We start from the raw sequence: 13,126 nt of genomic DNA, 5'->3' as shown, positions 1-13,126 counted from the left end.
TCATGGACACACCCCCCAGTACCCCCACCCCCGGCGCCCTCCCCGGCACCGTCCGCACAGATTATCCGCGGACACCCTCGCGGGGAGGCAGGATCTATAGACTGCGCGCGGGGAATCGTTGGGGGGCTGACGCATGGCCGTTGAGGCACACGGATTCCAGCCGCGGGGCGGCCCTGCGCGCGAGCCCGGCGGGACGCAGGGCCCGGGCGGCCCCGCCGGTCCGGGAGCGGGCGTCGTCGAGGTCCCGGCGGTCTCGCCGCGGGCGCTGCTCTCCCGGGCGCTGGCCGTACCGCTGATCCTGGGTCTCGGCCTGTTCCTGCCCGCGGTGGTCGCGGCGCAGCCGGGCCCGGGGGCCCGCGACGGCGTCTTCTGGCTGCAGATGGTGCTCACCTGCTACTCCGGCATCCGGCTCGCGGTGATGGCGCTGACAGCCCACCGCAAGCTGATACAGGGCTCGTTCTGGCTCTTCGTGTACGTGGCGATGGGCGTCGCGCCGCTCGCGCAGGACGTCCTCGGCCAGACGCCGACGCCGGTCATCGGCACCCGCTCGGATCTGCTGGTCGCGGTCGCGCTGGTGCTGATCGGCTGTGCGGCCTTCGACGTCGGCGCCCTGCTGTCGCGGCACAGGCCGATCCGCCGGGCCCGCCGCAAGGACCGCTCCGCCTCCTTCCACCGCAGGCGGGTGTATCTGCTGGCAGCCGTCGCCTTCGTCGGCAGCGCCCTGCTGGTGGTCAAACTCGGCGGCCCCGCCGTGTTCTTCAGCAGCCGCCAGGCCATCACCGACACGATCCGGGCCGACGGCGCGGCCTCGGCGGAGTCCAACGTCGGCTCCGCCTTCCTGCGCGGCTTCGGCACCGTCCCCGCGCTGCTGGCGCTGCTGGTCTTCACCCGCTGGCTGGTGACCTCGCGGCGGGCCCGCCGCCGGCCTCTGGTGATCGCCACCTGGGGCGCGCTGCTGCTGCTCAACGGCGTGGTCAACAACCCGATCAGCAACCCCCGTTACTGGTTCCTGACGGTCCTGTTCTCATTCCTCTTCACGGCCTTCCCCAGGAGCCCGGCGATGTACCGGACGGCCCTGGCGCTGGGCGTGCTGGCCGCGCTGGTCGTCTTCCCGTTCGCCGACCGCTTCCGCTACGACGACGACGGCTACAAGCCCGTGCAGACCACGTCGGTGTTCGAGCCGCTGGCGATCAAGGACTACGACCAGATCGGCATGTTCGCCAACACCATCACCTTCTCGGAGACCGGCCCGGGCCACTTCTACGGACGGCAGCTCGCGGGCTCGGCGTTCTTCTTCGTGCCGCGGTCGGTCTGGCAGGGCAAGCCCCGCGACACCGGCGTCATGATCGGCCAGTGGATGGGGATGAAGAACGTCAACCTCTCCTCCCCCATGTGGGCCGAGGTCTGGATCGACTTCGGCGCCGGCGGCGTCGTCGCGGGCTTCGTCGCGCTCGGCTACCTCGCCGCCCGGGGCGACCGCCGCTACGCCCTGCGCACCTCGGTGGACCCGCGTCCCGGCAACGTCATGGCGATCGTCATCCCGCTCGTCGCGGGCTACTCCTTCATCCTCCTGCGCGGCCCGCTGCTGCAGGCATCGGGCCGCATCGGGGTCGCCCTGATCTGCTTCGCCCTGGTCACCACCCTGCGCTCCGACGAACGCAAGCACCTGCGCTGAGCCGCGGCACCGCACGGGCCTACAGCCCGGCCGCGCCCGCCGCCGGGGTCGTCAGGGCGTCCAGCGCGCGCCGCAGCTGCGTGCTGGAGGTGTGCACCGTGTACGGGAAGTAGACGACCTCGACCCCGACCGTGGCGAAGTCGCGCTCGAGCCGGTCCCCCTTCTCGGTGCCGCGCCAGTCGTCGCCCTTGAAGATGACGTCGAACCGGACCTGCTCCCAGGTCTCCAGCTTGTTCGGGACGGTCTCGACGAACGCCGCGTCGACGAAGCGCACGCTGCGGACGATCTCCAGCCGTTCGACGAGCGGGACGACCGGCTTGCGCCCCTTGGCCAGGGCGGCCATCTCGTCCGAGACCACCCCGGCGACCAGGTAGTCGCACTGGCTTCGGGCGTGCCGCAGGATGTTCAGATGGCCGACGTGGAACAGGTCGTAGACACCAGGTGCGTATCCCACACGGTGCGCCATGTCGCGAATCCCCCCACAGGAATACAACCGTTCCGCGAGCTGCGGAGTCTCAGACACTAGCGTGAAGCCGGTGTGTTTCTCCGGTGAACGGATAAGGTGAGCACCTGGTCACTTCTGGGGGGAAGGGGTCCTTCCGTGCCCGAGTTCGAGGGCCGCACTCTGCTGCTCGTCTCCACCAACTACGCGCCCGAACACGCGGGTATCGGCCCGTACGCCACGCAGATCGCCGAGCACTGGGCGGCGGCGGACGGCGGCGGCGCCGAGGTCCATGTGCTCGCCGGCATGCCGCACTACCCGTCGTGGCGGCTCGACCCCGCGTACCGGGGCGTCTGGCGGACCGAGGAGCGGCGCGCCGGGGTGCTGGTGCACCGCCGGCGCCACACCGTGCCGCCGCGTCAGACAGCCCTCAGACGCGCCCTGTTCGAGGCGTCGATCCTCGCGCACGGGCTGGTCGCACCGCCTCGCGTGCGGCCGGACGCGGTGGTGGCCCAGATGCCGAGTCTGGCCGGTGGGGTCGTCGGCGCGCGCATCGCCGCCCGGCACAAGGTGCCGTACGTGCCGATCGTGCAGGATCTGATGGGCGCCGCCGCCGCACAGAGCGGCATCCGCGGCGGCGACCGGGCGGCCGCGGCCGCCGCGGCCGTGGAGGCGTACGCGCTCAAGCGGGCCACGCTGGTCGGGGTGATCCACGAGAGCTTCGTGGACCGGGTCGCCGCCATGGGCGTGGACCGCGGGCGCATCCGGCTGGTGCCCAACTGGTCGCATGTGGCGAGGCCTTCACGGCCGCGCGAGGAGACCAGGGCCCGCCTCGGCTGGGGCGAGGAGCAGACGGTCGTGCTGCACTCCGGCAACATGGGCCTCAAACAGGGCCTGGAGGTGCTGGTCGAGGCCGCCCGTCTCGACCCCTCGGTGCGGATCGTGCTGATGGGCGACGGCAACCAGCGCGAGCACCTGCGCGAGCTCGCGGCGCAGGTGCCGAACCTGGAGTTCGCCCCGCCCGCCGAGGACGCCGACTTCCCCGACGTGCTGGCCGCCGCCGACGTCCTGGCCGTCACCCAGCGCGCCTCGGTGCTGGACATGAGCATCCCGTCCAAGCTCACGTCGTACTTCGCCGCCGGGCGGCCCGTGGTCGCCTCTGTCGCCGCGGAGGGCGGCACCGCGCAGGAGGTGCTGCGCTCCGAGGCCGGGCTGCTGGTGGAGCCGGAGGACCCGGGCGCCTTCCTGAAAGCCGTGCGCGCCCTGGCGCAGGACCAGGAGGCCGCCACCGCGCTCGGTGCCCGGGGGCCCGCCTATGTGGCGGCGCACCTGAGCCGCGAGGCCGGATTGTCACGGATCAGTGCGCTCCTCACGGAGGCACTGGACACGGCCGCAGAAGCTGTCGATCCTGAGGGGTCGGACGTAGGGGGGGTTCCACGCACGTGAGTGATCAACCGCACGCATCGCAGATGTCCGAGGCCCACGACGAACCGGACCTGCTGCGCGACCAGTTCCGCCAGCTCGTCCGCTACCGCGCGCTGCTGGTGGCCGGCGTGCTGATCGGTCTGCTCGGCGGCGGATACCTGGCCGTCTCCGGCAAGGACACCTATGTGGCGACCAGCGAGGTGGTGCTGCGGGCGGCCACCGTCGACGAGTTCGCGGCCGGCGGCACGGCGCCCGACAAGGCGATCAACATCGGCACCGAGCGGCAGACGGCGATGAGCAACGAGATCGCCAAGCGCGCCGCCAAGGCGCTGCGCCTGCCGCAGCGTTCCGTCTCCTCGCTCCAGGCCGACCTCCAGGTCACCAACCCGCCCAACACCCTGGTCCTGCGCTTCGCGTACACCTACAGCGACCCGGACGAGGCGGCCCGCCGCGCCAACGCGCTCACCCGGGCGTTCATGGACGCGCGCCAGGAGACCACCGAGACCACCATCAAGAACACCGTCCACAACCTGCGCAAGCAGCTCGACCCGGTGGTCAAGCAGCGCAAGGAACTCGACGACCAGATCGCCAGGCTGGGCGAGGGACCCACCCTGGACGCGGCCACCACGGTGCAGGCCACCCTCGTCGGCCGCATCTCCGAACTCAGTACCAACATCACCCGGTTGCAGACCCTCGACACCACGCCCGGCAGGTGGATCCGGGTCGCCTCCCCGCCGGCGGGGGCCTCCGGCCCCGGGCTGCCCATGATGCTCGGCCTCGGCGCGCTCGTCGGCGTCGCCATCGGCCTGCTGGCCGCCTGGGTGCGGCTGGTCTTCGACCCGACCGCGCGCTCCGAGGGCGACGTGGTGCGGGCGCTGCGCGCGCCCGTGCTGGGCACGCTGCCGCGCGGCAGGGGCGGGCCGCTGCTCGCCGTCGACAACGCCGACCCCCGGCTGGCCGAGGAGTACCGCTCGGTGGCCTTCCGGCTCGCGTACGACCAGCGGTTCGCGGAGCACCGCCGGCTGCTCGTGGTCGCACCCCGCGGCACCGCGGACACAGCCGCCTCGGTCGCCGTCAACCTGTCGGCGTCCTTCGCCGAGATGGGCATGGACGTGCTGCTGGTCGAGGCCGACCTGCGCACGCCCGGGCTGTCGGCGCGGCTGCGCTCGGCCGACGGCTCCCGCCCCGGCTGGGCCCGTTCCCCGCACCTGAGCGAGGGCGGCTGGCCGGCCGGTCTGCAGGTGCCCATCGACGCGGGCGAGTCCGGCTCCTTCGACCTCGTGCCGGGGCGCCGGGTGCGCAACGTGGCGCGGGCGCTCACCTCGTCGGCGGCGAGCCGGCTGTTCGCCGAGGCGGACACACCGGGCGCCGCGGTGATCGTGCTGGCCCCGGCGGTCCTGACGTACGCCGACGCGCTGGCCCTGGCCGACCGCATCGGCGGCGTCCTGGTCGTCGCCGACCCGCACGCGGTGCACCGCACCGACCTCGACCGGGTGCGCCAGCTGATCACCGGCGCGGGCAGCACCGTGCTGGGCGCCGTCCTGCACTCCTCGCCCCGCCGAGGCTGGTGGGCCCGGCGGGCCCGCCGGGCGGCCCTCAAGCGGAACGCCGCCGCGTCACGCTCCGAGGCCGCCCCGGCCGCCCCGGCCGCCGGGGCCGCGTCCACCGCGGAGGGCGGCGCCGCGGTCGCGGCGACCCCGACGGCCAGGGCGTCCGCGCCCACCGCCGGCGACACCCCGGCGCCGACCACCGACACCATCCCCCTGCGCACGGTGACCCGGTGACGCGGCGCCCGGTGAAGGTGGGCCGGGCGCCGGGCGCGAAGACCGCGATCGCCTGCTCCGTGCTCGACCAGGGCGTGGCGGCGCTCACGAACATCCTGGTGCTCGTCGTCGCCGCCCGGCTGTCCAGCGCCGCGGGGTTCTCGGTCTTCTCGATGGTCTACACCGTCTTCTCCGTGCTGCTGGGCGTGAGCGTCTCCTACGTCGGCCAGGCCCTGGTGCTGGAGCGGGGAGAGCCGGAGTCGGTGGCCACCGCCTGCCGCTCGGCGGCCTTCTTCGTCGCGGCGGCGTCCGCGGCGGCCGGGGCAGCCATGGCGGCGGTGCTCGCCTTCGTCCCCGGCGAGACGGCGTGGGCGCTGGCGGTGCTCGGCATGGTGCTGCCTCTGGTGCTCACCCAGGACGGGCTGCGCTACTGCTTCTCGACGCTGCGGCTGCCCCATCTCGCCCTCGTCGGCGACACCTTGCGGCTGGCGGTGGCGCTTCCCGCGCTCGCCCTGCAACCGCAGGGCACGGGCCCGGCCAGGCTGGTCGCTGTGTGGGGCCTGTCGGCGGCGCCCGCGCTGCTGCTCGGTGCCGCACTGCTGGCCCCCCGGCTGCGCGGCGCCAAGGCGGACCTGCGGCGCTTCGTGCGCCGTGGGCACCTCGGGCGGCGCTTCGTCGTCGAGTACGGCGTGGGCAACGCCTCCAGCCAGCTCGCGGTGGTCGGCCTCGGCGTGTTCGCCAGCCCGCTCGCGGTGGGCGCTTTGCGCGGTACGACGACGCTCTTCGGCCCGATGAACGTGCTCTTCAACTCCGCCACCGCCTTCGGTCCCCCGCTGCTGAACCGCGTCCCGGGGATGCGCGGCCAGGTCCGGACGACCGCCCTCCTCGCCGCCGTCCTCGCGGGCGTCGCCGCGGCCTGGACGGCCCTCCTCATCGCGCTGCCGGACCGCGCCGGCCGCGAACTGCTCGGCGAGACCTGGTCGGCGGCGTCCCGCCTGCTTCCCGCCACGGGCACGCAGTACGCCGCGATCGCCGCCGGCACCAGCGCCCTGCTCACCCTGCGCGTCCTGCGGCCGAAGGCCACCCTGCCCATCCAGGTGGTCTTCTCCCTGGCCTCGGTCGCCTTCATGATCGGCGGCTACGCCCTCGGCGGCGTCCTCGGCGCCGCCTGGGGCCTCGCCCTCGGCTCGGCCCTCAAGGCGCTGGTCCTCTGGGCCCGCATCGCCGTCGTCCGCCGTGAAGCCGCCCGGGCGGGCCACCCCGAAGGCCACGCCGAACCCGCCCCCACGGGCGCGTAGCCCTTCGTCCCGATCTCCCGCATCTCCCGTAGGCCCCCCGCGCACCCGCAGACGCCGGTCGCGGGGGGGGGCTCGCCCACCACCGGGAGGAGGCGTGGCAGCGGCCGTTCGCCCCCGCGGACGGCGACGAGACCCCATGCCACCGCGGAAGGCGACCCGCTCCGGAGCCTGGACCCCCGCCACCCGACCGCCCGCAGCCCGCGCCCCACGAGACCGCCCCTGCCCTCCCGCCCGTAGCCCGCCGGCAGTGCGACCGAAGGGAGCCAGACGCGACCCGCCGTCCACCCACCGGCCCGCCCGCGCCGCAGACCGAGGCCCGAGCCGCAGCCCTACGCCCCGGCCACGGCCACGGCCGTTCGGACGCCGGAGTGCGGGAAGAGCGGGGCGGGAGCGGGAGTCGGCCGTTGTCCCCAGGGGCGCAGCGGTGGGCGATCAGGGCGGCGGCGGCAGGGCTCCGATACGCGAAAGGACCGAGGCCCCGCGCGGGGGGCCTCGAAGAAGACGCGGACGCGTCCGGTGTCAGCGGCCCCGGGCGGGGGCCGTCATTCGCCGGTTGTACGGGTTCGCGATCACGCCTGGATGCCAGCAGCGGGGGTGCTCAGTTCGCGGAACCATTTCGCGAGGAAGGCGACGAGGAAGAGCGCGTGCACCACGAACAGCGCGGCGTACGCGGCCAGGAAGACCCGCGGCGCTCCGAGGGTGAGGAACACCAGGCAGAACACCCCGTAGTCGACGGGCAGCAGCGCGAGCGCGCGCAGCCGCGACGGGGCGGCGGCCGGGGTCGTCCCCGCGGCAGCGGGGGGCTTCGGCTTGAGCTTGTCCGCCAGCAGACCGCCGCTGAAGAGGAGTACGGCCGCGAACTGGAAGCCGAGCGGCAGCAGCAGCCAGCCCTCGGAGGGCAGATCGAAGAAGCGGTGGAAGGAGATCAGGACGGCCGCGTGGATCGCGGTGATCTTCCCGGCGTCGACCACGTGGTCCAACCACTCCCCCGCCGGGCTGCCGCGGCCCAGCAACCGGGCGAGCTGCCCGTCCGCGGAGTCGAAGGCGAAGCCGACGACGAGGCCGAGGTACACCGCCGCCGCCAGCGGCCACGAGGGCCGGGCCAGCGCCAGGGCCGCGATCGCGGTCAGGCTGAAGGCGGCGCTCACCAGGGTGACCTGATTCGGCGTCAGTCGCATGCGGTAGGCGCAGGCGGCGAGCACCCGGCCGGCCGGCCGGTTGATGTGGCGCGAATACAGCGACACGCCCTTGGCGGATTTCTGGGCCGTGCGCAGCTCGCGCAGCGCGCCACCGATCGTCAGCGTCACGTGACCCCCCAGCGATGCGACCTTCGTGCGTGTCACATCATGGCAGGCCGCGGCCGCCGCCCGGGGCAAGTAGGGTTTCTGACGGGCCGTCAACTACCGGTACGCGGACACCCCCGCAGCCGACCCGCCGTCACCCCGCCCGCACGCCCGCCGTCCGTACGGGCGTCACTCCGGCGGTGGTACCGCCCCTCCCGTCACACGGGTGAGCAGCAGGGCGATGTCGTCGTTGCGCGGGCCGGAGCGCTGGGCGTGCCCGAGGAGGCTGTCGGCCAGGGCGTCCATCGACGCGCCCGGACCGGCGCCGGCGACCTGCGCCGCCAGGTCGGCGGCGGAGACATCGATGTCGACGCCGGGCGTCTCCACCAGGCCGTCGGTGTAGAGGGCGAGCACCGCGCCGGGTGGCAGCGCGATCTGCGTCGTCGGATAGCGGGCGTCCGGGTCCACGCCCAGCAGCGGTCCGGGCGGCAGCGGCAGCACCTCGGTGGTGCCGTCCGGATGCCGCAGGATCGGCGGCGGGTGCCCGGCGGTGGCGATGCAGGCGGTGTGCCCTTCCAGGTCCACTTGGGCGTAGAGGCAGCTGGCGAGCAGACCCGGGTCGAGGTCGACGAGCAGCCGGTTGGACCGGGTGAGCACCTCGCTCGGGGAGGCCCCGGCGGTGGCGCGGACGGCCGTGCGGACCTCCCCCATGAGCGCGGCGGCGTTCACGTTGTGGCCCTGCACGTCGCCGATGGCCACCCCGCAGGTGGTCGTGTCGAGGCGGATCACGTCGTAGAAGTCGCCGCCGATGTCGATGCCCCGGGTGGCCGGCAGGTAGCGGGCGGCCACCTCGAGGCCGGGGACGTCGGGCAGGACCCGGGGCAGCAGCCGCGCCTGCAGGCTGATGGCGATGTCGTGCTCGGCGTCGTACAGGCGCGCCCGGTCCAGTGCCTGCGCGGCCAGGCCGGCGATCGAGAGGAGGACGCTGCGCTCGCCGGAGGAGAAGGGGTGCGGGCGGTCGTAGGCGAGGGCCATGGAGCCGACCGGCCGGCCCGAGGTGATCAGGGGCAGGAACGCCCAGGCGGCCTTGCGGTCCCGGACGACCGTGTCCGGGTAGATGCGCAGCATTTCGTCGACGTTGGCGAAGAAGCTCGGGACGCCCGTCTTAAGGACGCGCACGGCCGGGTTGTCGACATCCACCGGCAGGGTGTCGACGGACTCCATGAACTCCTCGTGGTAGCCCCGGTGCCCGATGACCCGCAGCCGCCCCTCCTCGGCCGTCAGCAGCGCCACGGCCTGCACGCCGAAGACCGACAGCATCTGCTCGACGACCAGGTCGATGACGTCCTGGGTGCCGACGGCCTCGGTGAGTGTGGCCGCCATGTGCAGCAGGTGGTAGAGGGCGATGGCCCGATCCGGAGTCGGTCCTGCGGGCAGTTGCTCCGCGGGGGTGTCCGCGGCCTCGGGCGCGGGGGCGGGGGTGACCCGGACGCTCACACCGGTGCCGTCCGGGTGGAGCTCGAAGGTGAGCCACCGGTCCGGTGGGCGCAGCGCCGTGGCCGTGGAGGGGCGGCGGCTGATCATCGCGCTGCGGAAGCGGTCCTCGAGGACGGGGTCGTCCAGCCAGGGCAGCAGCTCCCAGGGCTCGGCGCCCAGCAGGTCGGGCACCTCCGCGCCGAGCAGGGCGGCCGCCGACCGCGTGACGAAGGTGATCCTGCCCTCCAGATCCAGGGCGAAGAAGCCTTCCGGGAACCGTTCGGCGAGGTCGGCGGCGGCCGCCGCCTCTTCGGGGCCGTGGGCGCGGGCGCGCAGCGCGGGCAGGACCCGCGGCTCCTCGGGGGGCAGCACCGGCCTGCCGTCCTCGGCGGCCCTGCGCAGCAGCCGTCCCATGCGGTCGCAGGCCCCCCGGTAGGCCTCGCGGGTCCGCCGGGAAAGGCGCCCCGGATGCCCGCCCGGCCACACCAGGCACAGCGCGCCCCAGGCGGTGGGGCCGCTGGTGACGGGGGCCGCGGCGAGCGGGAAGTCGTACGGCAGGACCAGGGCGAGCCGGGGATAGGACCGGGCGATGTCCTCGTGGCCGCCCAGCAGCACCATGCGCCGTTCGCGGACCGCGTCGGCGACGGGGTGGGAGGCGCCGGGGACCACGCGCCCCCATATGGCGTCGATCTTGCGGGAGACGCCGACGACCGCGGCCAGCCTCAGCAGGTCCTGCTCGGGCGCCATCAGGTAGACCAGGCCCATGGTGGCGCCCGTGTCGCGCACCACCTGCCTCAGCGGGGAGTCCAGCAGCGCCGCACCGGGGTGTGCGGCGACAAGGCCGGCGAGCTCCGGCGGCATGTCCTCACCACCCCCCGGCCGGTGCCGGGAGCGGGCGCGTCCTGTCCTCGGGGACCATGGCCTGCTGCGCCTCCGTTCCGCCGTGGGGGCCAGCCGGCCGACGCGGCTGCCGGGCGGATGCCTACCCCACGTCAGCTGCCAAACTACCCGATGAACGGCATGAAGCACCTTTCGGACGTCTGTTTCCACGCGCCCGGGTGCGGATCTTTCACGGACCCGGGCGGCCGTCCGCCCCTGGGTAGGTGACGACGGCGTCCGGAACGGCCAGGGCGGCGACGGCAGGAGCGGCGCGGGTCACGCCACGCCGAGCGCCCGCGCGAACCGGGTGCCGGCCGCCGCCCTGGGCGCACTCCCGTCGCGCCACCTGCGGCACGGGTGCACGGAGTTGGCGAGCAGCACCAGGAACCCGTCGGTGGCGGGGTCGATCACCAGGCTGGTGCCGGTGAACCCGGTGTGGCCGGCCGCTCCGCGCCCGGCGAGGGCGCCCATGAAGTACGGCCGGTCCACCTCGAAGCCGGGGTAGGGGCCGCCGCGGTCCAGCAGCGCACGGCAGAAGAGGGCCAGGTCCCACGCGGTGGAGAACAGTCCGGCGTGGCCGGCGACCCCACCCATGACGTGGGCGTTCTCGTCGTGGACGGTCCCGTGCAGCGGGCCGCGGTCGAGCCGTCCCCAGGGCCTGCGCTGGTCCTCGGTCGCGGCGATCCGCGGGATCCAGGAGGCGGGCGGGTTGTAGCGGGTGTCGTACATCCCGAACGGCTCGGTGACGTCCTCCCGCACCAGGGCGTCGAGGGCCTCGCCGGTGGTCCGCTCCAGGACGTGCTGGAGCGCGATGAGATTCAGGTCGGAGTAGATCCGCTCGGTGCCCGGCGCCGCGACCGGGGCCTCCTCCCAGAGCAGCTTCGCCCGGGCCTCCCCGTCGGGGTGCTCGTGGAAGGGCAGCTCGGGACGGAGCCCGGAGGTGTGGTCGAGCAGTTGCCCCACGGTGATGCGCTGTTTGCCGGCCGCGGCGAACTCGGGCACGTAGGCCGCCACCTCCCGGCCGAGTTCGAGCCTGCCCACCGCGACGACGGCCGTGCAGAGCTTGGTGAGCGAGGCGAGGTCGAAGACGGTGTCGGGACGCATCGGGACCCACCGCTCGCGTGGCAGCTCCACGCCGCGGTCGGCGTCCTCGTCGTAGGAGGCGTAGCGGACCGCCCAGCCCAGGGCCTCGTGGAGGGCGACCGTGCCGCCCCGGCCCGCGAGGACCACCGCCCCCGCGCACCAGGGGTGCCCGGTGGGCGGTGCGGGCTCCAGAAAGGGGGTGATGTCCGCGACGAGCCGGTTCAGCTCGTCGCCGCGCAGCTCCGCGTCACGGGAGGTACCTCTCGACAGCCGCGGGGCCATGCTCCTCCAGCAGTTTGCGGGCCTTCTCGATGAGGGCGGGTGTGGGCTCGCGGCCGGAGGCCATCACCAGGTCCTCCGGATCGATCTGATGTTCGGACCCGGTGTGCAGGCAGCTGTCTGCGGTCTTGAAGGCCCACTTGCTCTCGTCGATCGGCTCGGACATCCCTGCCTCCTGACTGGCGTGGCGACGGGCGGGACGAATCACCGTGCATCCACAGTACGCCGCCGGGGTCGGCACAGCCCGACGAAGCAGACCACGGCCGCGACGGCGCCGCACAGCTGCACCACGGCCATCGGCACCGCCGTGTGCTCCCCCGCGATCCCGACGAGCGGCGGGGCGATCGCGCCCACCAGGAAGGAGCTCGTGCCGAGCAGCGCGGAGGCGGAACCCGCGGCGTGCCGGGTGCGCATCAGGGCGAGCGTGTTGGTGTTGGGCAGCACCAGGCTCATCGCCGCCATGAGCACGAAGAGGCTCGCGGCGACCGGAAGCAGCCCCACCGGCCCGAGCCACCCCGAGGTCAGCGCCACCAGCACGGCCGAGGCGACCGTGATCACCGCCAGTCCCACCCCCGTCACCTTGTCCATGCTGACCCGGCCGACCAGGATCTTGCCGTTGACCTGGCCGAGCGCCACCAGGCCCACGGAGTTCAGACCGAAGAGCAGGCTGTAGGTCTGCGGCGAGGCCCCGTAGATCTCCTGGATCACGAACGAGGACGCCGAGACGTAGGCGAACAGAGCGGCGAAGGCGAAGCCGCCGGTCAGCATGTAGCCGGTGAAGGCGCGGTCGGCGAGCAGCCCGCGCATCGCCCGCAGAGTGGCGCCGAGCCCGCCGACGTGCCGTTCCGCGGGGGCCAGCGTCTCCGGCAGCCCGCGCCACACCACGACGGTGAGGAGCAGGCCCACCACCGTCAGCACGACGAAGACCCCACGCCAGTCGGTGATCCGCAGCACCTGCCCGCCGATCAGCGGTGCGACGATGGGCGCGACCCCGGAGATCAGCATCAGGGTGGAGAAGAAGCGGGCCATCGCGACGCCGTCGTACAGGTCGCGGACGATCGCGCGGGCGATCACGATGCCGGCCGCGCCGCTGAGCCCCTGCAGCAGCCGGAAGCCGATCAGCAGTTCCGTGGTGGGCGCGAAGGCGCACACGGCGGTGGCCAGGACGTAGAGCACCATCCCCGCCAGCAGCGGACGGCGGCGGCCCCAGCGGTCGCTCATCGGGCCGACGACCAACTGACCGAGGGCGAGTCCGAGAAGGCACGCGGTGAGGGTGAGCTGCACCGTGACGGCAGGGCTGCGCAGATCCTCGCCGACCCGCGGCAGTGCCGGCAGGTACATGTCCATGGAGAGTGCGGGGAGCGCGCTGAGGGCGCCGAGGAGGAACGTCACCATCACGCTGGTGCGGGCTCCTGGGATCTCTCCGGCGCGTCGTACCGGGGTTGACGGCCCCGGTGTGGATATCTGGTCGGGCGGGGTCGCGCCGGCTTGCGGCATGGGGTCTCTCTCCGTGGTGTTCGAAT

General features: G+C 73.8%; 10 protein-coding genes. 4 read left to right on the top strand and 6 right to left on the bottom strand.

Annotated features, from left to right (window positions below):
* The first annotated feature begins 133 nt into the window (after nucleotides 1-133).
* Nucleotides 134-1,675 carry a hypothetical protein gene (locus AC3ET4_RS25660; protein WP_431953375.1) on the top strand — a complete coding sequence of 514 codons (1,542 nt, stop codon included), beginning with the start codon at nucleotides 134-136 and terminating at the stop codon, nucleotides 1,673-1,675.
* Between the two features lie 19 nt (nucleotides 1,676-1,694).
* On the opposite strand, the gene AC3ET4_RS25655 is transcribed toward AC3ET4_RS25660, so the two are convergent.
* Nucleotides 1,695-2,141, bottom strand: a complete 447-nt coding sequence (locus AC3ET4_RS25655) for an FAD synthase family protein (RefSeq protein ID WP_431953373.1) — start codon at nucleotides 2,139-2,141, stop codon at nucleotides 1,695-1,697.
* Nucleotides 2,142-2,276: 135 nt separating this feature from the next.
* Here AC3ET4_RS25655 and AC3ET4_RS25650 point away from each other — a divergent pair, with 135 nt between their 5' ends.
* From AC3ET4_RS25650 to AC3ET4_RS25640, 3 genes are read left to right on the top strand one after another with little or no spacing between them, the layout of a single operon-like run.
* Nucleotides 2,277-3,563: a glycosyltransferase family 4 protein gene (locus AC3ET4_RS25650; protein ID WP_431953371.1), complete on the top strand. Its 1,287-nt coding sequence runs from the start codon at nucleotides 2,277-2,279 to the stop codon at nucleotides 3,561-3,563.
* Nucleotides 3,564-3,586: 23 nt separating this feature from the next.
* Nucleotides 3,587-5,326: a lipopolysaccharide biosynthesis protein gene (locus AC3ET4_RS25645; RefSeq protein WP_431953369.1), complete on the top strand. Its 1,740-nt coding sequence runs from the start codon at nucleotides 3,587-3,589 to the stop codon at nucleotides 5,324-5,326.
* Nucleotides 5,323-6,603, top strand: coding sequence for an MATE family efflux transporter (locus AC3ET4_RS25640; protein ID WP_431953367.1), 1,281 nt, complete (start codon nucleotides 5,323-5,325; stop codon nucleotides 6,601-6,603). Before AC3ET4_RS25645 ends, AC3ET4_RS25640 begins: the two co-directional genes overlap by 4 nt.
* A gap of 569 nt (nucleotides 6,604-7,172) precedes the next feature.
* Here AC3ET4_RS25640 and AC3ET4_RS25635 read toward each other — a convergent pair.
* The 5 genes from AC3ET4_RS25635 to AC3ET4_RS25615 all read right to left on the bottom strand — a co-directional run bounded on the left by AC3ET4_RS25635 (nucleotide 7,173) and on the right by AC3ET4_RS25615 (nucleotide 13,100).
* Nucleotides 7,173-7,910, bottom strand: coding sequence for a CDP-alcohol phosphatidyltransferase family protein (locus tag AC3ET4_RS25635; protein WP_431953365.1), 738 nt, complete (start codon nucleotides 7,908-7,910; stop codon nucleotides 7,173-7,175).
* A gap of 165 nt (nucleotides 7,911-8,075) precedes the next feature.
* Nucleotides 8,076-10,223: a SpoIIE family protein phosphatase gene (locus tag AC3ET4_RS25630; protein WP_431953363.1), complete on the bottom strand. Its 2,148-nt coding sequence runs from the start codon at nucleotides 10,221-10,223 to the stop codon at nucleotides 8,076-8,078.
* A gap of 294 nt (nucleotides 10,224-10,517) precedes the next feature.
* Complete coding sequence (locus AC3ET4_RS25625) at nucleotides 10,518-11,606, bottom strand: serine hydrolase domain-containing protein (protein WP_431953361.1); 1,089 nt, start codon at nucleotides 11,604-11,606, stop codon at nucleotides 10,518-10,520.
* A complete protein-coding gene (locus AC3ET4_RS25620; protein WP_431953359.1) occupies nucleotides 11,572-11,769 on the bottom strand; it encodes a hypothetical protein in 198 nt (65 codons plus the stop codon). The genes AC3ET4_RS25625 and AC3ET4_RS25620 overlap by 35 nt, the downstream gene beginning before the upstream one ends.
* 38 nt (nucleotides 11,770-11,807) lie before the next feature.
* On the bottom strand, nucleotides 11,808-13,100 hold the full coding sequence (locus tag AC3ET4_RS25615) for a multidrug effflux MFS transporter (RefSeq protein WP_431953357.1): 1,293 nt from the start codon (nucleotides 13,098-13,100) through the stop codon (nucleotides 11,808-11,810).
* Nucleotides 13,101-13,126: the final 26 nt, after the last annotated feature.

It is taken from the genome of Actinacidiphila sp. bgisy167, assembly GCF_057707665.1.
The sequence above is the reverse complement of the archived record's forward strand: the minus strand, read 5'-3'. Positions and strand labels throughout refer to the sequence as shown.